Annotated in this window: 17 protein-coding genes and 1 pseudogene; 3 read left to right on the plus strand and 15 right to left on the minus strand. The window is 66.8% G+C overall.

The genetic code is table 11. The annotated features are described in order from the left end of the window. Window positions 1–46 precede the first annotated feature (46 nt). The 3 genes from ACTJKF_RS10110 to ACTJKF_RS10120 form a co-directional block, all read right to left on the minus strand. On the minus strand, window positions 47–940 hold the full coding sequence (locus tag ACTJKF_RS10110) for a glutamate/aspartate ABC transporter substrate-binding protein (protein ID WP_440623399.1): 894 nt from the start codon (window positions 938–940) through the stop codon (window positions 47–49). A 266-nt stretch (window positions 941–1,206) separates the two neighbouring features. Next, complete coding sequence (locus tag ACTJKF_RS10115) at window positions 1,207–2,493, minus strand: Glu/Leu/Phe/Val family dehydrogenase (RefSeq protein ID WP_440623400.1); 1,287 nt, start codon at window positions 2,491–2,493, stop codon at window positions 1,207–1,209. Window positions 2,494–2,769: 276 nt separating this feature from the next. Further along, window positions 2,770–3,723 (minus strand): LysR substrate-binding domain-containing protein, encoded by a 954-nt coding sequence (locus ACTJKF_RS10120; protein WP_440623401.1) that lies wholly within the window; start codon window positions 3,721–3,723, stop codon window positions 2,770–2,772. Between the two features lie 306 nt (window positions 3,724–4,029). On the opposite strand from ACTJKF_RS10120, the gene purB reads away from it, so the two are divergent. Beyond that, entirely contained in the window at window positions 4,030–5,418 is a 1,389-nt protein-coding gene (gene purB, locus ACTJKF_RS10125; RefSeq protein ID WP_121858457.1) for an adenylosuccinate lyase, read from the plus strand. A 183-nt stretch (window positions 5,419–5,601) separates the two neighbouring features. Further along, window positions 5,602–5,877, plus strand: a pseudogene (locus ACTJKF_RS10130) (TetR/AcrR family transcriptional regulator); the annotation flags it as partial. 84 nt (window positions 5,878–5,961) lie between these two features. Here the strand turns inward: ACTJKF_RS10130 and ACTJKF_RS10135 are convergent. From ACTJKF_RS10135 to edd, 4 genes are all read right to left on the minus strand, one after another. Further along, a complete protein-coding gene (locus ACTJKF_RS10135) occupies window positions 5,962–6,465 on the minus strand; it encodes a gluconokinase (RefSeq protein WP_440623402.1) in 504 nt (167 codons plus the stop codon). A gap of 13 nt (window positions 6,466–6,478) precedes the next feature. After that, a complete protein-coding gene (locus ACTJKF_RS10140) occupies window positions 6,479–7,840 on the minus strand; it encodes a GntP family permease (RefSeq protein ID WP_440623403.1) in 1,362 nt (453 codons plus the stop codon). A gap of 221 nt (window positions 7,841–8,061) precedes the next feature. Beyond that, complete coding sequence (eda, locus tag ACTJKF_RS10145; RefSeq protein ID WP_440623404.1) at window positions 8,062–8,688, minus strand: bifunctional 4-hydroxy-2-oxoglutarate aldolase/2-dehydro-3-deoxy-phosphogluconate aldolase; 627 nt, start codon at window positions 8,686–8,688, stop codon at window positions 8,062–8,064. Window positions 8,689–8,707: 19 nt separating this feature from the next. Beyond that, window positions 8,708–10,564, minus strand: a complete 1,857-nt coding sequence (edd, locus tag ACTJKF_RS10150) for a phosphogluconate dehydratase (RefSeq protein ID WP_440623405.1) — start codon at window positions 10,562–10,564, stop codon at window positions 8,708–8,710. A gap of 294 nt (window positions 10,565–10,858) precedes the next feature. On the opposite strand from edd, the gene ACTJKF_RS10155 reads away from it, so the two are divergent. Next, window positions 10,859–11,707: a MurR/RpiR family transcriptional regulator gene (locus ACTJKF_RS10155; RefSeq protein WP_440623406.1), complete on the plus strand. Its 849-nt coding sequence runs from the start codon at window positions 10,859–10,861 to the stop codon at window positions 11,705–11,707. A 94-nt stretch (window positions 11,708–11,801) separates the two neighbouring features. On the opposite strand, the gene ACTJKF_RS10160 is transcribed toward ACTJKF_RS10155, so the two are convergent. From ACTJKF_RS10160 to dapB, 8 genes are all read right to left on the minus strand, one after another. After that, on the minus strand, window positions 11,802–12,224 hold the full coding sequence (locus tag ACTJKF_RS10160) for a CopD family protein (protein ID WP_212106231.1): 423 nt from the start codon (window positions 12,222–12,224) through the stop codon (window positions 11,802–11,804). Window positions 12,225–12,241: 17 nt separating this feature from the next. After that, window positions 12,242–13,513 carry a glutamate-5-semialdehyde dehydrogenase gene (locus tag ACTJKF_RS10165; RefSeq protein ID WP_440623407.1) on the minus strand — a complete coding sequence of 424 codons (1,272 nt, stop codon included), beginning with the start codon at window positions 13,511–13,513 and terminating at the stop codon, window positions 12,242–12,244. 138 nt (window positions 13,514–13,651) lie between these two features. Beyond that, window positions 13,652–14,746: a DNA polymerase III subunit delta gene (gene holA, locus ACTJKF_RS10170; protein ID WP_440623408.1), complete on the minus strand. Its 1,095-nt coding sequence runs from the start codon at window positions 14,744–14,746 to the stop codon at window positions 13,652–13,654. An 18-nt stretch (window positions 14,747–14,764) separates the two neighbouring features. Further along, the gene (locus ACTJKF_RS10175; protein ID WP_440623409.1) at window positions 14,765–15,319 is read right to left on the minus strand and encodes an LPS-assembly lipoprotein LptE; all 555 of its coding nucleotides are present in this window, start codon (window positions 15,317–15,319) and stop codon (window positions 14,765–14,767) included. Window positions 15,320–15,357: 38 nt separating this feature from the next. After that, complete coding sequence (gene leuS / locus ACTJKF_RS10180; RefSeq protein WP_440623410.1) at window positions 15,358–17,952, minus strand: leucine--tRNA ligase; 2,595 nt, start codon at window positions 17,950–17,952, stop codon at window positions 15,358–15,360. A gap of 283 nt (window positions 17,953–18,235) precedes the next feature. Continuing rightward, window positions 18,236–18,679, minus strand: a complete 444-nt coding sequence (locus tag ACTJKF_RS10185) for an ExbD/TolR family protein (RefSeq protein WP_440623411.1) — start codon at window positions 18,677–18,679, stop codon at window positions 18,236–18,238. Window positions 18,680–18,701: 22 nt separating this feature from the next. After that, window positions 18,702–19,370 (minus strand): MotA/TolQ/ExbB proton channel family protein, encoded by a 669-nt coding sequence (locus tag ACTJKF_RS10190; RefSeq protein WP_440623412.1) that lies wholly within the window; start codon window positions 19,368–19,370, stop codon window positions 18,702–18,704. Window positions 19,371–19,389: 19 nt separating this feature from the next. Continuing rightward, window positions 19,390–20,187: a 4-hydroxy-tetrahydrodipicolinate reductase gene (gene dapB, locus ACTJKF_RS10195; protein WP_440623413.1), complete on the minus strand. Its 798-nt coding sequence runs from the start codon at window positions 20,185–20,187 to the stop codon at window positions 19,390–19,392. Window positions 20,188–20,213 lie beyond the last annotated feature (26 nt).

The following is a 20,213-nucleotide window of genomic DNA, read 5'->3' on the forward strand; positions in this document are numbered from 1 at the left end:
CCTCTTCCGTTTCAATAGCGTCATTTCTGCATCAACGACCGCTTGGTCAGTCGAGCGCCTTGTCGTTCGGGTTCGCGTACAGCTTCTTCATCGACTCGGACAGCGGGAAGTTCAGGTTCAGCCCCTTCGGCGGGATCGGGCTCTCGAACCACTTCGCGTAGATCTTCGCGGCTTCGCCCGACTTCTCGACTTGCGAGATCGCGTCGTCGACGACCTTCTTGAAGTCCGCATCACCCTTGCGCATCATGCAGCCGTACGCCTCTTCCGATTGCGGCGTGCCGACGATCACCCACTCGCCCGGCTGCTTCGCCTTCGCGCGCTCGCCCGCGAGCAGCGCGTCGTCCATCATGAACGCGACCGCGCGGCCCGACTCGAGCGTGTTGAACGAGTCGCCGTGGTCCTTCGCGCTGATGATGTTCATGCCCATCTGCTTCTCGTTGTTCATCTTGCGCAGCAGGCGCTCGGACGTCGTGCCGGCGGTGGTCACGACCGTCTTGCCCTTCAGGTCGCCGAAGTCCTTCACGCCGGAATCCTTCTTCGTCATCAGGCGCGTGCCGATCACGAAGATCGTGTCGGAGAACGCGGCTTGCTGCTGACGCTCGGCGTTGTTGGTGGTCGAGCCGCACTCGATGTCGACCGTGCCGTTCTGCACGAGCGGGATGCGGTTCTGCGACGTGACCGGGATGTTCTTGACCTGCAGGTTCGGCAGGTTCAGCTTCTTCTTCACCGCGTCCACGACCTTCATCTGGAATTCGCGCGAGTAGCCGACCACCTGCTGGTTCTGGTCATAGTAGGAGAACGGGATCGACGATTCGCGGTGGCCCAGCGCGATCACGCCCGTGTCCTTGATCTTCTTCAGCGTGCCGGTCTCCTGGGCATGCGCGCCGCTTGCGAACGCGCACAGCGCCGCGACCATCAGGACTGCCTTGTGGTATTTCATTTTGGTCATCTCCTTGGCTTGAACCCGCGCCAGTGTATCAAAGTAATATTTTTGAAAGAACTGGTTGTTTACCGCACTACGAATTGCCCTGTGCGAAGCCGTCCTCCCGGCTTCGGGCACCCGTTGCCGCATATGAATGCGCACGCGGGCGGTGCCGGATTCGGCACCGCCCGCGAGGGTTCATGCACGCAATCGGGTGGATTGCGTCATGCTTTGATCGTAGTCAACCGAACGTGGATCGGCAATGACGGATCAGGGACGCCCGATCAGGGGTACAGGCCGCGCATTTCGCGCGCCATCAGGATGCGCTTGCACGCGACGATGAACGCCGCCGTACGCACCGATACCTTGTGCTCTTCCGCGACCGCCCACACGCCGGCGAACGCTTCGCGCATCACGCGCTCGAGACGGTGGTTGATCTCGTCTTCCGTCCAGAAGAAGCTCGAGAAGTCCTGCACCCACTCGAAGTACGACACGGTCACGCCACCCGCGTTCGCGATCACGTCGGGGATCACCAGCACGCCGTTCGCGCTCAGGATGTCGTCGGCCGCCGTCGTCGTCGGGCCGTTCGCGCCTTCGACAATGATCTTCGTGCGGATCTTCGCCGCGTTCTTCTCGGTGATCTGGTTTTCCAGTGCCGCCGGGATCAGGATGTCGGTCTCGACCGTCCAGAACTCGTCGTTCGGCATCGGTTCAGCGCCTTCGAAGCCCGCGACGCCGCCGGTGCGTGCCACGTGGTCGAGCAGCTTGCTCGAATCGAGGCCGGCCGGCTGGTAGATCGTGCCCGTGTGATCCTGCACCGCGATCACCTTCGAACCCGCTTCCTGGAACAGCTTCGCCGCGATGCCGCCGACGTTGCCGAAGCCCTGCACCGCGATGCGCGCGCCTTCGATTTCCAGGCCCTTCTTCTTCGCCGCTTCGGAGCCGACGACGAACACGCCGCGGCCCGTTGCTTCCTTGCGGCCGAGCGAACCGCCGAGCGCGATCGGCTTGCCGGTCACGACGCCGGTCGACGTCTGGCCCTGGTTCATCGAGTACGTGTCCATCATCCACGCCATCACCTGTTCGTTGGTGTTGACGTCCGGTGCCGGAATGTCGGTGTTCGGCCCGATGATGATGCCGATTTCGCTGGTGTAGCGGCGCGTCACGCGCTCGAGCTCACCACGCGACAGCTTGCGCGGGTCGACGCGGATGCCGCCCTTCGCACCGCCGTACGGCACGTTCACGGCCGCGTTCTTCACCGACATCCATGCGGACAGTGCCATCACTTCCGACAGCGTCACGTCCTGGTGGTAGCGCACGCCGCCCTTGCCCGGACCCCGCGACACGTTGTGCTGCACGCGATAGCCTTCGAAGTGCGCGACGGTGCCGTTGTCGAGTTCGATGGGGCAGTCGACGATCAGGATGCGCTTCGGACGCTTCAGCGTTTCCAGCCAGCGCGACAGCGAACCGAGGTACGGTGCGACGCGATCGACCTGCTGAAGGTAGTTGCCCCACGGGCCGAGATCGTCGGCGTGAAGGTAGGACGGGATGGACTGCAGTTGCGAAGACATGGATGCTCCAACGTTCAACGGATTGCGCACATTGTCGAAAAACCCGTTTTTTTTATCCAATGCCGTTTGCTTATTCGATTATGCGTTTCTTGCATGATCGGGATTTTTCGCAAATCTGCGGTCGATTTACGCAAGAACGCCCGCGATCGATCGTGCATCGCGTGCGGGAAAAATCGTCGGAGAAGGACATGGGCCGGCCGCCAGACAGGCATCCGACAGGCGTCGCAAGCTGGCCGTCAGCGGTTCGCGCGTGACGGCGCGGTTAACCGGCCACGGTTAACCGGTGGTTTCGCGCAATTCGTCGCGCACGACGTCCCACAGCGCGCGCACGAGCTTCTGGCGCGGATCCTCGCCCTGCAGCGCGAGCTTGTCGCAGTACAGGCGGATTTCCATCGTCAGCGTGAACGGATGCGTGCCGCCGCGCGCGGAGCGATCGAGCCGGATCAGGCGGCCGCTGGCCACCGCATCCTCGACCGCGCTGTGCGGCAGGAACGCGACGCCGTGGCCCGCCAGCGCCATCGCCTTCAGCCCCTCGGCCATGTCGGTTTCATACACGCGATCGAGGAACAGCGAGGTCGGTGCGTTCGCAACGATGACTTCGGTCATCCGGCCGAGATACGCGTTCGGCGTATACGACAGATACGGCACGCGCGCATCGGCCGTGCCCGGCAGCGTGTAGCGCGGCCGCCCCGCACGGCCCGGCGCCGAAAACGCGCTGATCGGCTCGCTGCCGAGCACCAGCATGTCGTAGCGGGCCGGATCGAGCGCGACCGGATGGCTCGGATGGTGATAGCCCATCACGAGATCGCAGCCGCCCTCGACGAGCGACAGCACGGCGTCGTGCACGTTCAGCGCGCGCAGCCGCGTGTGGACCTGCCCCATCTTCGCCTCGATCCGCTGCAGCCAGCGCGGGAAATACGTGAGCGACAGCGTGTGCGGGACCGCGAACTCGATCGTGGGCACCGGCGCGCCCACGTGGCCGCGCAACAGCGTGCGCGCCTCGTGCGCCTGCGACAGCATCGTCAGGGCCTGCTCGTAGAAGATCTGGCCGGCCTGCGTGAGCCGCGTCGGATAGACCGACCGATCGATCAGTTCGGTCGCGAGCCACGCCTCGAGTGCCTGGATGCGCCGCGAGAACGCCGGCTGCGACACGTGCCGCAGTTCGGCGGACCGGCTAAAGCTGCGCGTTTCCGCCAGCGAGACGAAGTCTTCGAGCCATTTCAGTTCCATGCGGGCGGGCGCGGCAGGCGGCGATCGGGTAGAAGCCTGCATTCTACCGGCGGGCGGGCCCCGCCGGCGGCGTGGCGGGCAGCCCGGCGCGCCGGCGCCCACGTCGGCAGGCAGCCCGGCCGACCGTCGGCGGGCCGCGCGGGCGCGCGGACGGGACGATTTCGACGCGCCGCGCGCGCGGTTTGTGCGCGGTTTGTCCGCGCCGGCGCCGGCCGGACCGGTTCGGCCGGGATCGGCCCGCGCCAATGGTAAAATGCCGGATTCTCCTCCCCCCTCGTTCGTCCGGCCCCAAGGCCCCGCCCGATCATGTCCGACACTCGTCCCGATACGCTTTTCGCCCTCACCGCGCTCTCGCCCATCGACGGCCGCTACGCCAGCAAGACCGAAGCGCTGCGCGACTGGCTCTCCGAAGCCGCCTTCATGCGCCACCGCGTCACCGTCGAGGTGCACTGGCTGATCGCGCTGTCGCGCGCCGGCTTCGCGGAAGTCCCGCGCTTCTCCGATGCGTCCGAACAATTCCTGCTGCAGCTCGCCGAGCGCTTCACCGCGCACGACGCCGCGCGCATCAAGGAAATCGAGCGCGTGACGAACCACGACGTGAAGGCCGTCGAATACTGGCTGAAGGAATCGGTGAAGGGTCAGGCCGAACTCGAGAAGGCCAGCGAATTCATCCACTTCGCGTGCACGTCCGAGGACATCAACAACACGTCGCACGGGATGATGCTCGCCGGCGCGCGCGAACACGTGATCGTGCCGGCGCTGCGCACCGTCCACCAGCGCCTCGTCGCGCTGTCGCACGCGCTCGCCGAGCAGCCGATGCTGTCGCGCACGCACGGCCAGCCGGCCAGCCCGACGACGCTCGGCAAGGAACTCGCGAACGTCGCCGCGCGTCTCGCCCGCGCAATCGCGCGCATCGAGAAGGTCGAGATCCTCGGCAAGATGAACGGCGCGGTCGGCAACTTCAATGCGCATCTGTCCGCGTATCCGGAATTCGACTGGGAAGCGTTCTCGCGCGACGTGATCGAAAACCGCCTGAAGCTGACGTTCAACCCGTACACGATCCAGATCGAACCGCACGACTACATGGCCGAACTGTTCGACGCGGTCGCACGCGCGAACACGATCCTGCTCGATCTCGACCGCGACGTGTGGGGCTACATCTCGGTCGGCTACTTCAAGCAGAAGACGAAGGCCGGCGAGATCGGCTCGTCGACGATGCCGCACAAGGTCAACCCGATCGACTTCGAGAACTCGGAAGGCAACCTCGGCCTCGCGAACGCGACGCTGCGCCACCTGGCCGACAAGCTGCCGGTGTCGCGCTGGCAGCGTGACCTGACCGACTCGACGGTACTGCGCAACATGGGCGTCGCGCTCGGCTACTCGCTGCTCGCGTACGACTCGCTGATCCGCGGCCTCGACAAGCTCGAAGTGAACCCGCAGCGCCTGAACGACGATCTCGACAACTGCTGGGAAGTGCTCGCGGAGCCGGTGCAGACGGTGATGCGCCGCTACGGCATCGAGAACCCGTACGAGCAGCTGAAGGAACTGACGCGCGGCAAGGGCATCACGCGCGAAGCGCTGCAGGAATTCGTCGGCACGCTGGCGATCCCGCAGGACGCGAAGGACCGCCTGCTCGCGATGACGCCTGCGTCGTACATCGGCAAGGCCGTCGAACTCGCGAAGCGGATCGCGTAAGCGCCGCCTTCGCCTGACGGAAAAAAGCCCGATGCGAAGCCATTCGCATCGGGCTTTTTGTTGCCTGCCGCAGTCCGGTCGGAACGAGATCATCCGCCCCGGATTCAGCGCACTCATCACGCTCAGCGCCGCCTTCGCCGCGGGAATCGCGATCGGCGACAGCTGCCGGCCGAGCGGAATCTCGCGATGGTCGATGCCGGCGTCCCGCGCCTGGCGCTGCCGTCCGTGTGCGTCGGCTGGCATGCGAGCGTGATCGGGCTGGCCGCCGCCGAGGCCGGCGGCCTCACGCGGCCCGCGAACGACGTCGGGCTCGCGGAAATGAACGCGCTGTCCGACACCGCGCACCCGCTCGTCAAATCGGCCGCCCCGCTCCATGCGCAACTCGATCCGGCCGCCGTACACGACACGATGCTCGACGTGCTGCTCGACGGCATCACGCAACATGCGCGCGCGGCCTGAGCAGCTCGCTCACCGCCGCCCATGAAAAAAGGCGCCCCGAAGAGCGCCCTTTCACTGTGGCATGACGATTGCCGCGAACCGCGCTCAGTGCTGCTGCGCGATGCCGATCTTCAGCATGACCTGATCGACGATCTGTTCGGGCGTCAGCTCGATGCTGACCTCGATCGCTTCGTCCGGGCCCGGCTCCTCGAGCGTGTCGAGCTGGCTCTTCAGCAGCGACGGATCGAAGAAGTGGCCGGTGCGGCTCTTCAGGCGCTCGTGCAACACCTCGAACGAACCCTTCAGATACACGAACCGCACGTCGGTATCGGTGCCGCGCAGCACGTCGCGGTACGAGCGCTTCAGCGACGAGCACGTGAACACGGCCGTCTGGCCCGCACGCTGCTTTTCCTCGATGGCCTCGCGAATCGTGCGCAGCCAGGGCCAGCGGTCATCGTCGTTCAGCGGAATGCCGCGGTGCATCTTTTCCTTGTTCGCCGCGCTGTGAAACGCGTCGCCATCGGTATAGGTGCACGACAGGCGTTCCGCCAGCATTTCGCCGATTCGCGACTTGCCCGCGCCCGACACGCCCATTGCGATCAGAATCATTGACTACCCCTTGTTACAAAACCATGCTCAGCAGCAACGTGAAACTGAGACCGAGCACCGAGATGATGGTTTCAAGCAGCGACCAGGTCTTGAACGTCTGACCGACCGTCATCCCGAAGTATTCCTTGATCAGCCAGAAACCGCCGTCGTTCACGTGCGAGAAGATCAGCGAACCCGAGCCGGTCGCGAGCACCAGCAGCTCCGGGCTGACCGTCGTGCCGGCGGCCGCCGCGATCGGTGCCACGATGCCGCAGGCCGTCGTCATCGCGACCGTCGCCGACCCCGTCGCGAGACGCATCAGCGCCGCGACGAACCAGCCGAGCAGCAGCGGCGACAGGTGCGCGTGCTTCGCGGTCTCGACGATCTGCTGCGAGATCCCGCTGTCGCGCAGGACGCCGCCGAAGCCGCCGCCCGCACCGACGATCAGCGTGATGCCGGCGATCGGCGCCAGACACTCGCCGCAGAACTTCTGGATCTGGTCGCGGTTGAAGCCCTGCAGCTTGCCGAACGTGAAGAAACTCACCAGCACGGCGATCAGCAGCGCGACGTCGGAGTTGCCGGCGAAGCGCAGCAGGTTGTTCGGCAGCGACTTCGGCGCGAACACCAGGTCGGCCCAGCTGCCGATGAGCATCAGCACGACGGGCAGCAGGATCGTGAACAGCGTGATGCCGAAGCTCGGCAGTTCGCGCTTGCCGCCTTCAACGTGCGACTCGACGAACTGCGCGGCGAGCGGGTTGTTGTTCGGCAGCTTCACGTACTTCGAGATCGTCAGCGCGAACAGCGGACCGGCGATGATCGCGGTCGGCACGCCGACGATCAGGCCGAACGCGATCGTCTTGCCGATATCGGCGCCGTATTGCTGGACGGCCAGCAGCGCGGCCGGGTGCGGCGGGATCAGCCCGTGCACCACGGACAGGCCGGCCACCATCGGCAGGCCGACGACGAGCAACGACTTGCCGGTGCGCTTCGCGACGTTGAACGCGATCGGGATCAGCAGCACGAAGCCGACTTCGAAGAACACCGGCAGGCCGACGATGATCGCGACGAACATCATCGCCCAGTGGATGTTCTTTTCACCGAACCAATCGATCAGCGTGGTCGCGATCCGTTCGGCGCCGCCCGATTCGGCCATCATCTTGCCGAGCATCGTGCCGAGACCGACGACGATCGCGATGTGGCCGAGCGTGCCGCCAGTGCCCGCTTCGAACGACTTGACGATCTTGTCCATCGGCATGCCGACGACGAGACCGAGGCCGAGCGAAACGATGATCAGCACCAGGAACGGGTAGATCTTGAAGCGCGCAATCATCAGGATCAGCGCGGCAATCGCGATCAGCGTGAATACGAGCAGCATGCTGCCTTGGACAGCCCCCATGTGGCACTCCTCCTTGGATTGTTCGAAACCGGGCGAGTGGTAGCGAGTATGCCCGGCTATGCAGGTCTCCGAAACACGGGGGGACCCACCCCGTCAGGACGCTGAATTTTACTTATCTTTGCGGCCGACGGATAGAACCGGTTCCATCAGCAAAAACCCTCGGTAAAACAAGCATCTAAGCACTTGTCTCCCGAGGGTCGGCCTGTCATTTCGTACAAGTCTTAACGGGGAAGCTGGCTCGCGGCTTGCGCGAGGCGCGTGACTTCGGCCCAGTCCTGCGCGGCGAGCGCGGCCTTCGGCGTGAGCCACGAGCCGCCGACGCACACGACGTTCGGCAGCTTGAGGAAATTCGGCGCGGTGTCGACCGTGATGCCGCCCGTCGGGCAGAACTTCAGCGCCGGGAACGGGCCGTGGAACGCCTGCAGCATCGGCACGCCGCCGGCCTGCTGCGCGGGGAAGAACTTGACGATCTCGTAGCCGAATTCGAGGGCCTGGATGATGTCGCTCGGCGTCATCACGCCCGGCAGCAGCGGCAGGCCCGCGTCGAGCGACGCGAGGTGCAGGTCCTTTGTCAGGCCCGGCGACACGCCGAACTTCGCGCCTGCGCGCTTCGCCTGCGCGCAGTGCTCGGGCTTCGTGATCGTACCGACGCCGACGACGATGTCGTCCGCGAGCTGGCTCGCGCGCTGGATCGCCTCCAGGCCCGCCGGCGTGCGCAGCGTGATCTCGAGCACCTTGACGCCGCCCGCGTGCAACGCGTGCGACACGTGTTCGCCCTGCTCGACCGAGTCGAATGCGAGCACCGGAATCACCGGGCCCAGCTTCACGATTTCAGCAATCGTCTTCATTGATTTGGCTCCTTGAAATTCATGCGGCGACGCGGACGGCCGCTTCGCCGACCAGCGTCCCGAAAACCGATGCGCCCTGCTCGGCCGGTGCGGCCGCCGCGCGGAACACGCCGAACAGTTCGCGCCCGAAACCCGTTTCGTTGTCGGCCTGGTGCAGCGGCTGCGCGACCGGACGCGCTTGCCATTCGGCGTCGTCGACCTCGATGTCGAGGATGCCGGCCTCCGCGTCGATCACGAGCGTGTCGCCCGTCTTCACCTTGCCGAGGGGGCCGGCCAGCAGCGCTTCCGGCGACACGTGGATCACCGCCGGCACCTTGCCCGACGCACCCGACATGCGGCCGTCGGTCACCAGCGCGACGTGGAAGCCCTGATCCTGCAGCACGCCGAGCAGCGGCGTCAAACGGTGCAGCTCGGGCATCCCGTTCGCGCGCGCGCCCTGGAAGCGCACGACCGCGACGAAATCGCGCTTCAGCTCGCCGCGATCGAAGGCCTCCTGCACGGCTTCCTGCGAATCGAACACGATCGCGGGCGCCGTCACCTTGCGGTGCTCGGGCGCGACCGCCGAAATCTTGATCACGCCGCGGCCGAGCCGGCCCTGCATCAGGCGCAGGCCGCCGTCCGGCTGGAACGGGTCGCGAATGCCGCGCAGCACCTTCGTGTCGTGGCTCTCGGCCGTACCGTCGACCCACGTCAGCTTGCCGTCGATCAGCTTCGGCTCCTGCGTGTAGTGCGACAGGCCGCGGCCCGCGACCGTCGTCACGTCTTCGTGCAGCAGCCCGCCCTCGAGCAGGTTGCGCACCAGGAACGCGACGCCGCCCGCCGCGTGGAAGTGGTTCACGTCGGCCTTGCCGTTCGGGTAGATCTTCGCGAGCAGCGGGACGACCGCCGACAGTTCGTCGAAGTCGTTCCAGTCGATCAGCACGCCGGCCGCGCGCGCGATCGCGACGAGGTGCAGCGTGTGGTTGGTCGAGCCGCCCGTCGCGAGCAGCGCGACGATCCCGTTGACGATCGCCTTCTCGTCGACCACATGGCCGATCGGCGTGTAGTGACCGCGCTCCACCGTCAGGTCGAGCACGCGGCGCGCGGCCTCGGCCGTCAGCGCGGTCCGCAGCGGCGTGTGCGGATGGACGAACGCCGAGCCCGGCAGGTGCAGGCCCATCAGTTCCATCAGCATCTGGTTGCTGTTCGCGGTGCCGTAGAACGTGCAGGTGCCGTGGCCGTGATACGCGGCCGATTCGGCTTCGAGCAGCGCGTCGCGGCCGACCTGGCCGGTCGCGAACTGCTGGCGGATCTTCGCCTTGTCGTCGTTCGACAGGCCGCTCGTCATCGGGCCGGCCGGCACGAAGATGGTCGGCAGGTGGCCGAACTGCAGCGCGCCGATCAGAAGGCCCGGCACGATCTTGTCGCAGATGCCGAGGCAGAGCGCCGCGTCGAACATGTTGTGGGTGAGCGCGATCGCCGTGCCCATCGCGATCGCCTCGCGCGAGAACAGCGACAGCTCCATCCCCGGGTTGCCCTGCGTGACGCCGTCGCACATCGCCGGCACGCCGCCCGCGAACTGCGCGACGCCGCCGTTCTCGCGCGCGGCGGCCTTGATGATGTCGGGGAAATCCTTGTACGGCGCGTGCGCGGACAGCATCTCGTTGTACGAGGACACGATGCCGATGTTCGGCTCGCGGATCGCCTTGATCTGGAACTTGTCGTTGCCTTCGAGACCCGCAAAGCCGTGCGCGAGGTTCGCGCACGACAGCGCGCCGCGCGCCGGGAACTTGCCTTGCGCGCCGTCGATGCGCTGCAGATAGGCGGAACGGGTCGATTGGCTGCGGGCGATCACGCGTTCGGTGACTTTCGCCAGAGTGGGGTGCAGCGACGTCATGCTGGGCGCTCCTGTATGCCGGACGACACCGGCGGTTGGAATCGTGGGGACGGTCGAGCTTCGTCGAACGAACGAAAGCAGTCTAGTAGAAAAACTACACGCATGCAATGCAGATCAACGTGCCCGCAACCCTTATTCCCGCCACCAGCAAGGAATTACCTAGTGAAAACCCTAGTCATCGCCCTTATCTGCCCTATGAATTATCGACAATTGAGCTAGCATTTTTATGTAGATTTTCTACAATTCGATTGCGATACACTCGCTCATCCGAACCCGATTTCCATTGGCCGTCCCATGCTGCCCCGCATTGAAGCGATCCGCGCCGAGTTGCGCCCGTCCGAGCGCAAGCTCGCCGACTACATCCTCGCCGCGCCGCGCGAGGTGCTTGACCTCGCGATGACTGAACTGTCGACCCGCGCGGGCGTCAGCCAGCCGACCATTGCGCGCTTCTGCCAGGCGCTCGGCTGCAGCGGCTTTCGCGAATTCAAGATCCGGCTCGCGCAGAGCGTCGCGCCGGGCGTGTCGTCGGTGTATCGCGACGTCGAGCCCGACGAGCCCGCGCCCGGCATCATCGGCAAGGTGTTCGACCGCACGATCGGCGCGCTGATCGAGGTGCGCAACAGCCTGTCGGCCGGCAGCGTCGCCGACGCGATCGCGCTGCTGTCGAACGCGTCGCGCATCGAGTTCTACGGCGCCGGCGGCTCGGGCATCGCCGCGCAGGACATCCAGCACAAGTTCTTCCGGCTCGGCGTGCCGAGCGTCGCGTACTCGGACCCGCACACGTTCTCGATGTCGTCCGCGCTGCTCGGGCCGCACGATGTCGTCGTCGCGATCTCGAACACCGGCCGCACGCGCGACATCGTCGATGCCGCGCGCTCCGCGCTCGCATGCGGCGCGAAAGTCGTCGCGATCACGCAGAGCCATTCGCCGCTCGCGAAGCTCGCGACGGTGAGCCTCGCGTCGAACGTGGCCGAGGAAACCGACGTGTTCTCGCCGATGACGTCGCGGATGTCGCATCTCGCGATCGGCGACATCCTCGCGGTCGGCGTCGCGCTGTCGCGTGGGCCGGCGCTGATGGAGCGCGTCGGCCGCGCGAAGGAAGCGATCACGCGCCGCCGGCTCGACGATCCGGCGAAGGAATGACGCGTACGACGCGCACATGAAAACGGCGCCCCGAGGGGCGCCGTTGCGCATCGATCGATCGCCGGCATGCTCGCCGACGGCGCCACCGGAAGGTTCAGAACGGCTTGATCACGACCAGCGCGACCGCCGCGAGCATGCCGAGCACCGGCAGCTCGTTGAACACGCGATACCACTTGTCGGTACGACGGTTCTCGCCGCGCTCGAACACCCGCAGCAGGTGCCCGCAATACGCGTGGTAGATGATCAGCAGCAGCACCACCGTCACCTTCGCGTGGATCCACCCCTGCCCCTGACCGATGCCGATCACGAGCCACAGCCACAGCCCGCATGCGAGCGCAGGCACCGCGATCATCGTCATGAAGCGGAACAGCTTGCGCGCCATCAGCAGCAGACGGCGCACCGCGGCCGGATCGGTCTCCATGGCCAGGTTCACGTAGATGCGCGGCAGGTAGAACAACCCGGCGAACCACGCGGCGATCAGCACGATATGGAACGTCTTGACCCAGAGCATTGCCATCGGTTGTGCGCCTCGCTTTACTGACGGCCTTCGCCGTGTCCGAGCACGACGTACTTCAGCGACGTCAGCCCTTCCAGGCCGACGGGGCCGCGCGCGTGCAGCTTGTCGTTCGAGATGCCGATTTCCGCGCCGAGGCCGAATTCGAAGCCGTCCGCGAAGCGGGTCGACGCATTGACCATCACGCTCGCCGAATCGACTTCGCGCAGAAAGCGCATCGCGCGGTCGTGATCTTCGGTGACGATCGCATCGGTGTGATGCGAGCCGTAGTGATTGATGTGCTCGATTGCCGCGTCGAGGCCGTCGACGACCTTGATCGCGAGCACCGGCGCGAGATACTCGGTGTGCCAGTCTTCCTCGGTTGCGTCGACCAGCGGACCGACACCCGCGCTGGCGAGCACCGCGCGCGCGGCCGCATCGACGCGCAGTTCGACCTGCTTGTCGCGATACAGCTTGCCGAGCGGCGGCAGCAGCGCCGCCGCGATGCCGCTCGACACGAGCAGCGTCTCCATCGTGTTGCAGGTGCCGTAGCGGTGCGTCTTCGCGTTGTCACACACGGTCAGCGCCTTCGCGACATCGGCGCGATCGTCGACGTACACGTGGCAGATGCCGTCGAGGTGCTTGATCATCGGCACACGCGCCTCGTTGATCAGGCGCTCGATCAGGCTCTTGCCGCCGCGCGGCACGATCACGTCGACGAATTCGGTCATCGTGATCAGCTTGCCGACCGCCGCGCGATCGGCGGTCGCGACGACCTGCACCGCGTCCTGCGGCAGGCCGGCCGCCTCGAGCCCCTCGCCGATCAGCTTCGCGAGCGCCGCGTTCGATTCGAGCGCCTCGGAACCGCCGCGCAGGATCGTCGCGTTGCCCGACTTCAGGCACAGCGCGGCCGCGTCGATCGTCACGTTCGGGCGCGACTCGTAGATGATGCCGATCACGCCGAGCGGCACGCGCATCTGGCCGACCTGAATCCCGCTCGGACGGTACTTGAGATTGCCGATCTCGCCGATCGGATCGGCCAGCGACGCGACCTGGCGCAGGCCTTCGACCATCGTCTTCAGCGCCGTGTCCGACAGCGTCAGGCGGTCGATGAACGCCGCATCGAGCCCCTTTTCGCGGGCACGGGCGACGTCGCGCGCGTTGGCATCCTTCAGCGCCTGCGCGTCGCGCTCGATCGCGCGGGCCACCGCGTCGAGCGCCGCATTCTTCGCGGCCGTGCTGGCGCGCGCCATCGCGCGGGAAGCGTGCCGGGCACGGCGGCCCAGGTCCGTCATGTACTGGTCGATATCCATCGTGTGACTCGAGAAGCGAGCCGCTTGGCGCGGCGTGAATTCGTGGGGAGGCGTACGGCGCGGCAGCAGGAAGGCCGCGCCGGTTATCCGATTATTGTAAGCGGGTTGCGATGCGTGCGCTGAAGGCCCGGACGGGGCTTAACGCCGCACGCGACCCGCGGTCGGCGGTCGCTCGCCGCGGGCGCCGGCGACCGTCATCGCGAGCTGGAACAGGCCGTCCCACGGATCGGGCGGCGGATCGTCGTGCGCGCGGCGGCCCGGCGTGACGGCCGACAGCCCTTTCACCTGCCGGTCGAGCTTCGCGGCAAACGCGAGCGCCTTCTCGAGCATGGGTTCCGACACGCGGCTCAGCGCGGGGCCGATCAGCCGTTCGCGCGGGCCCCACACGCGGTTCTCGCGCAGCAGCGTGGCCAGCGGCTTGCCGGCCGTCGCGCCGCGCTTGATCCGCAGCAGCGTGCGCAATTCCTCGACGACGGCCCACATCACGAGCACGATCGCCTCGCCCTCGCCCTTCAGCCCGTCGATCATCCGTGCGAGCCGGGCGGCGTCGCCCGCGAGCATCGCCTCGTTCAGCTTGAACACGTCGTAGCGCGCGACGTTCAGCACCGCGTCGTGCACCTGCTCGAACGTCAGCACGCCCTGCGGATAGAGCAGCCCGAGCTTCTGGATTTCCTGGTGCGCGGCGAGCAGGTTGCCCTCGACGCGCTCCGCGATGAACTGCAGCGCGCGCCGGCCGTCGTCGCCGGACGCGACGCGCTGGCCCTGCATCGAAAGACGCTGGCCGATCCAGTTGGGCAGTTGCGCGCGATCGACCGGATCGATCTTCAGCGCGACACCGCCGTTCTGCAGCGCGGTAAACCACACGGATTTCTGCGTGGCCGCGTCGAGGCGCGGCAACGTGACGAGCATCAGCGCATCGGGATTGGGCGTCGCCGCGAGGGTCTTGAGCGCGTCGGCGCCTTCCTTGCCGGGCTTGCCGGACGGAATGCGCAACTCGATCAGCTGGCGCTCGCCGAACAGCGACATCGCCTGGGTCGCGCCAAGCAGCACGCTCCAGTCGAAGCCGCGCTCGACCGTGTGCACCGAACGCTCGGTGAAACCGCCCGCGCGTGCGGCCGCACGAATGCGGTCGCACGCTTCCTGCGCGAGCAGCGGCTCGTCGCCGTAGACGGTGTAGAGCCCGGCCATCCCCTTCGCGAGGTGCGGCTCCAGCGCATCAAGTCGCAATTGCATCGGTACGTGCGCCGGCGATCAGAGCGGCGGCGGCGGCAGCGGCGCACGCGGCGCCACGCCCGGCACCACGTCTTCCGGCGCCGGCGTCAGCGAATGGACGATCGCGAGACGCCGCATCAGCTGGTCGACCGCGTCGTTCTGCATGTCGGCGTACAGGATGTCGGCTTCCTGCGCCTTCGCGTTGGTGTACTGGTCGCTGTACGTCATCGCGCGGTTCAGTGCGATCGCGCTCGGCGGGATCAGCACGGTGCCGTCCTTGCTCGTCAGCGTGTAGTTCAACGTGTAGTAGAGCGCATATTCCTGCGCCGAGCCGTACTTGTTGAGCGTCAGCGTGTTCTGCCCGCGCGATTCCCACATGCGCAGCACGGCGTCGGCGTCGTCCGCCAACTTGACGATCTTCGTGTCGCTGCCGGCCTCGACGAGGCGCGTCAGCCGTGCCGCGACAGCCGGCGGCGCACCCGCGATCATCAATTGCTTGAACGCGTAGTCCTGCCGGCCGCGCAGCTGGAAACCGCATGCCGACAGCGCAACCGCGCTGCCGACGGCGAGCATCAAAAACGATCTGCGGATCACCTTCGCTCCTTCTGTGTGCGCCCGACGGCCAACGGCCGTCAGACGACGATGTTCACGAGGCGGCCCGGCACGACGACGATCTTCTTCGCCGGCTTGCCGTCGCTGAACTTCGCGAACGCTTCGTCGGCCACCGCCGCGGCTTCGATCGCGTCGCGGCTCGCATCCTTCGCGACCTTCAGCGCGCCGCGCACCTTGCCGTTCACCTGCAGCACGAGTTCGATCTCGGCCTGCTCGAGCGCGGCCTCGTCGACCTTCGGCCACGGGGCGTCGAGCAGCGGACCGAATTCGTCCGCGTAGCCGAGCGCCTTCCACAGCTCGAACGTGACGTGCGGCACGACAGGGTACAGCACGCGCAGCAGCACGCCGTACGTCTCGCGCAGCACGCCGGGCGTCGCGCCCTTCGCGCCGTCGATCGCGTTCAGCATCTTCATCGCGGCCGACACGACCGTGTTGTACTGCAGGCGCTGGTAGTCGAAATCGGCCTGCTTCAGCACGCTGTAAATCTCGCGGCGCAGCGCCTTGTCGGCATCGCCGAGCGACGCGGCGTCGAAACCGGCGCGTGCGGCGAGCGCTTCGCGATTGCCGGCGCCGAAGCTCCACACGCGGCGCAGGAAGCGGCTCGCGCCTTCGACGCCCGCACCCGACCACTCGAGCTGCTGCTCGGGCGGCGCGGCGAACATCGTGAACAGGCGCGCGGTATCGGCACCGTACTGGTCGATCAGCAACTGCGGATCGACACCGTTGTTCTTCGACTTCGACATCTTCTCGATGCCGCCGAGCACGACCGGCTGGCCGTCCGCATTCAGCGTCGCGCCGACCGGGCGGCCCTTGTCGTCGTGCGTGACCGTCACGTCGAGCGGGTTGTACCAGGTCTTCTTGCCCGACGCGTCCTCGCGGTAGTACGTCTCGTTCAGCACCATCCCCTGCGTGAGCAGGTTCTTCGCCGGCTCGCCGAACTTCACGAGGCCGAGGTCACGCATCACCTTGGTCCAGAAGCGCGAATACAGCAGGTGCAGGATCGCGTGCTCGATGCCGCCGATGTACTGATCCATCGGCATCCAGTAATCGGTGCGCGCGTCGACCATCGTGTCGGCGTCCGGCGCCGTGTAGCGCGAGAAGTACCACGACGAATCGACGAAGGTGTCCATCGTGTCGGTTTCGCGCTTGGCCGCCGCGCCGCACTTCGGGCACGCGCAGTTCAGGAACGCTTCCGACTTCGCGAGCGGGTTGCCCGAGCCGTCCGGCACGAGATCTTCCGGCAGCACGACCGGCAGGTCCTGCTCCGGCACCGGCACGTCGCCGCACGACGGGCAGTGGATGATCGGGATCGGCGTGCCCCAGTAGCGCTGGCGCGATACGCCCCAGTCGCGCAGGCGCCACGTGACCTGCTTGTCGCCGAAGCCGCCGGCGTTCAGGTCGGCCGCGACCGCGTCGACGGCTTCCGCGTAGTGCAGGCCGTCGTACTTGCCGCTGTTCACGCAGACCGCGGTGTCCTTGTCGCCGTACCACTCCTGCCACGCGTCCAGCGAGTACGTCTGGCCTTCGCTCGCAATCACCTGCTTGATCGGCAGGTCGTACTTCTTCGCGAACGCGAAATCGCGCTCGTCGTGGCCCGGCACGCCCATCACCGCGCCTTCGCCATAGCTCATCAGCACGTAGTTGCCGATCCACACCTCGACCGGCTCGCCGGTCAGCGGGTGCGTGACCGAGAAGCCCGTCGCGACGCCCTTCTTCTCCATCGTCGCGACGTCGGCCTCGGCGACGCCGCCGCGCTTGCATTCGTCGATGAACGCCTGCAGCTCCGGCTTGCCCTGCGCGAGGCGCGTCGCGAGCGGATGCTCGGCCGCGATCGCGCAGAACGTGACGCCCATGATCGTGTCGGCACGGGTCGTGAACACGCGCAGCAGCTTCTTCTCGCCGTCGAGCTCGTACGGGAAGCCGAAGTTCACGCCGAAGCTCTTGCCGATCCAGTTCTGCTGCATGATCTTCACGCGCTCGGGCCAGCCGAGGCCGTCGAGGTCGTTCAGCAGCTCATCCGCGTACTGCGTGATCCGCAGGTAGTACATCGGGATCTCGCGCTTCTCGACGAGCGCGCCCGAACGCCAGCCGCGGCCGTCGATCACCTGCTCGTTCGCGAGCACGGTCTGGTCGACCGGGTCCCAGTTCACGGTGCCCGTCTTCTTGTACGCGATGCCCTTCTCGAGCATCTTCAGGAACAGCCACTGGTTCCACTTGTAGTAGTCGGGCTTGCACGTCGCGATTTCGCGCGACCAGTCGATCGCGAGGCCCATCGACTGCATCTGGCCCTTCATGTAGTCGATGTTGTCGTAGGTCCACTTCGCGGGCGGCACGCCGTTCGCCATCGCGGCGTTCTCGGCCGGCATCCCGAACGCATCCCAGCCCATCGGCATCAGCGTGTTGTAGCCGTTCATCCGCAGATAGCGATACATCACGTCGTTGATCGTGTAGTTGCGCACGTGACCCATGTGCAGCTTGCCGGACGGGTACGGCAGCATCGACACGCAGTAGAACTTCGGCTTCTGCGAGTCTTCCTTCGTCTTGTAGGCATCGGCTGCGCGCCAGTCGCCCTGGGCGGCGGCTTCGACGTCGGCGGGTACGTATCTCTCGTGCATGGTGTGGTTCGGACTAGGCTTTAAGCGGCGCGCCACGGGGCGTGGCACGCGGAAGTGAACGAAAAATCGGGCAGCCCGGCGGCGGGAGCAGGCTCACGGTTCTCGGGCCTGCCTGATGGTTTCCGGATATTCGCCGGGTAACCCGGAGAGTCTCCAGGTTACCCGGCGAAACCCTGCCGACCGGGCGGAAACGACGATTATACCGTCCGTGGCGGGCGGTACGGCCGGTCTCGCCGGTCGCGGCGCATTCTTGCCCGCACCGGGCGCGCGGGCGGCCGGCGCGTCAGCGTTTCGCGCCCGCGGCAACGCCCGCCGGCGGCACGTCGGTGACGAAGCCGATCCGCGTGAGCCCGGCGGCCTGCGCGGCGCCCATCACCTGCGCGATCACGTCGTAGCGGGTCGCACGCGACGCGCGCAGCCGCAACTCGGCCGGCGCGGCGCCCGCGGCGGCGGCCCGCAAGCGCGCGGGCAGCGCGTCGAGCGCGACCGGCGCGTCGTCCCAGTACAGCTTGCCGGCATCGTCGATCGACAGCGTGACCGATTGCGGCGTGTCGCGCGCGACGCTGGCCGCGACCTTCGGCAGGTCGAGCCGGATCGCGTGCGTCATCAGCGGCGCGGTGATGATGAAGATGACGAGCAGCACGAGCATCACGTCGATCAGCGGCGTCATGTTGATCTCCGCCATCGGCGCGGACGTCTTGTGGTGCTCCAGTCCGCCAAATGCCATGATCGTTCCTCCCGGCCGCGCGTCAGGCGCCCTGCGCGCACACGAATACGTGCAGGTCGCGCGCGAAGCCGTCGAGTTCCTCGGCGAGCTGGCGCACGAGCCGCCCGAGGATGTTGTAGGCGAGCACTGCGGGAATTGCGACGACGAGCCCGAACGCGGTCATGATCAGCGCCTCGCCGACCGGCCCCGCGACGTTCTCGATCTGCGCCTGCCCGCTCGCGGCGATACTGCCGAGCGCGTGATAGATGCCCCAGACCGTGCCGAGCAGCCCGACGAACGGCGCGGTGCTGCCGATCGACGCGAGCAGCACCTGGCCGAATTCGAGACGTCGCTGCGAGCGCAGCATCGCGTGACGCAGCGCGCGCAGCACGCGTTCGTTGCGTTCGACACGCGCGGCCAGCGCGGCCGGATCGTGTGCGTCGGCCGCATCGCGCGCGGCTTCGGCGAGCGGCACGAACACGCGCTCGCGATCGGCGCCGGCCAGCGCCGTGATGCCCGCGTCGAGCGATGCCGCACGCCAGAACGCGGCGAGCGCGCGCGGCCCCTGCCGCTTCGCGCGGACCAGGAGCCAGGCCTTCATCAGGAGGAAGCACCAGCTGGCGACGGACATCGCCAGCAGCACGTAGGCGACGGCGTGCGTGATCGCATCGCCGCTTTCGAGGTAGTGGACAACGCCGGTGGGAATGGCCATCGGAGTTTCCCCGTGAAGGTCAGCGCAGGCCGAGCACGTCCTGCATGTCGAACAGGCCGGCGTCGCGCGCCGACAGGAAGCGGACCGCACGCAGCGCGCCCTGCGCGTACGACACGCGGCTCGACGACTTGTGCGTGATCTCGATCCGCTCGCCGATCCCGGCGAACAGCACGGTGTGATCGCCGACGATGTCGCCGCCGCGCACGGCGGCAAAGCCGATCGTCGACGGATCGCGTTCGCCCGTCACGCCCTGGCGGCCGTACACCGCGCATTCGTCGAGCGAGCGCCCGAGCGCGCCAGCCACGGCTTCACCCATCATCAGCGCGGTGCCCGACGGCGCATCGACCTTGTGACGGTGGTGCGCCTCGATGATCTCGATGTCGTAGCCGTGCGAGAAATGCTTCGCCGCGAATTCGAGCAGCTTCAGCGTGACGTTCACGCCGACGCTCATGTTCGCCGCGAACACGATGCCGATCCTGCCTGCCGCGGCCTGCAACTCGGCCTTCTGTTCGGCGGTGAAACCGGTCGTGCCGATCACGAGCTTCACGCCGTGGCGCAGCGCGGCCGCGACGTGCGCGATCGTGCCTTCCGGCCGCGTGAAGTCGATCAGGTAGTCGGCCTGCGCGAACACGGCATCGAGGTCGTCGGTCAGCTTGATCCCGGTTTCCTTGCCGAGGAACGCACCGGCGTCCTGACCGAGGAACGGCGAATCGGTGCGGTCGAGCGCGCCGACGAGCTGCGCGTCGGCATCGTTGAGAACGGCTTCGATCAGCATCCGGCCCATACGGCCCGATGCACCGGCAATCGCAATCTTCATGGCTTTCTACACGACAAGTCTAAAGG

The sequence above is a fragment of the Burkholderia sp. 22313 genome, from assembly GCF_052045245.1.
Classification (GTDB): domain Bacteria; phylum Pseudomonadota; class Gammaproteobacteria; order Burkholderiales; family Burkholderiaceae; genus Burkholderia.

What these genes read in the sequence shown, in the direction of transcription:
- ACTJKF_RS10110 (WP_440623399.1), bottom strand. Translation starts at nt 940, where the DNA reads ATGAAATACCACAAGGCAGTCCTGATGGTCGCGGCGCTGTGCGCGTTC.
- ACTJKF_RS10115 (WP_440623400.1), bottom strand. Translation starts at nt 2,493, where the DNA reads ATGTCTTCGCAACTGCAGTCCATCCCGTCCTACCTTCACGCCGACGAT.
- ACTJKF_RS10120 (WP_440623401.1), bottom strand. Translation starts at nt 3,723, where the DNA reads ATGGAACTGAAATGGCTCGAAGACTTCGTCTCGCTGGCGGAAACGCGC.
- purB (WP_121858457.1), top strand. Translation starts at nt 4,030, where the DNA reads ATGTCCGACACTCGTCCCGATACGCTTTTCGCCCTCACCGCGCTCTCG.
- ACTJKF_RS10135 (WP_440623402.1), bottom strand. Translation starts at nt 6,465, where the DNA reads ATGATTCTGATCGCAATGGGCGTGTCGGGCGCGGGCAAGTCGCGAATC.
- ACTJKF_RS10140 (WP_440623403.1), bottom strand. Translation starts at nt 7,840, where the DNA reads ATGGGGGCTGTCCAAGGCAGCATGCTGCTCGTATTCACGCTGATCGCG.
- eda (WP_440623404.1), bottom strand. Translation starts at nt 8,688, where the DNA reads ATGAAGACGATTGCTGAAATCGTGAAGCTGGGCCCGGTGATTCCGGTG.
- edd (WP_440623405.1), bottom strand. Translation starts at nt 10,564, where the DNA reads ATGACGTCGCTGCACCCCACTCTGGCGAAAGTCACCGAACGCGTGATC.
- ACTJKF_RS10155 (WP_440623406.1), top strand. Translation starts at nt 10,859, where the DNA reads ATGCTGCCCCGCATTGAAGCGATCCGCGCCGAGTTGCGCCCGTCCGAG.
- ACTJKF_RS10160 (WP_212106231.1), bottom strand. Translation starts at nt 12,224, where the DNA reads ATGGCAATGCTCTGGGTCAAGACGTTCCATATCGTGCTGATCGCCGCG.
- ACTJKF_RS10165 (WP_440623407.1), bottom strand. Translation starts at nt 13,513, where the DNA reads ATGGATATCGACCAGTACATGACGGACCTGGGCCGCCGTGCCCGGCAC.
- holA (WP_440623408.1), bottom strand. Translation starts at nt 14,746, where the DNA reads ATGCAATTGCGACTTGATGCGCTGGAGCCGCACCTCGCGAAGGGGATG.
- leuS (WP_440623410.1), bottom strand. Translation starts at nt 17,952, where the DNA reads ATGCACGAGAGATACGTACCCGCCGACGTCGAAGCCGCCGCCCAGGGC.
- ACTJKF_RS10185 (WP_440623411.1), bottom strand. Translation starts at nt 18,679, where the DNA reads ATGGCATTTGGCGGACTGGAGCACCACAAGACGTCCGCGCCGATGGCG.
- ACTJKF_RS10190 (WP_440623412.1), bottom strand. Translation starts at nt 19,370, where the DNA reads ATGGCCATTCCCACCGGCGTTGTCCACTACCTCGAAAGCGGCGATGCG.
- dapB (WP_440623413.1), bottom strand. Translation starts at nt 20,187, where the DNA reads ATGAAGATTGCGATTGCCGGTGCATCGGGCCGTATGGGCCGGATGCTG.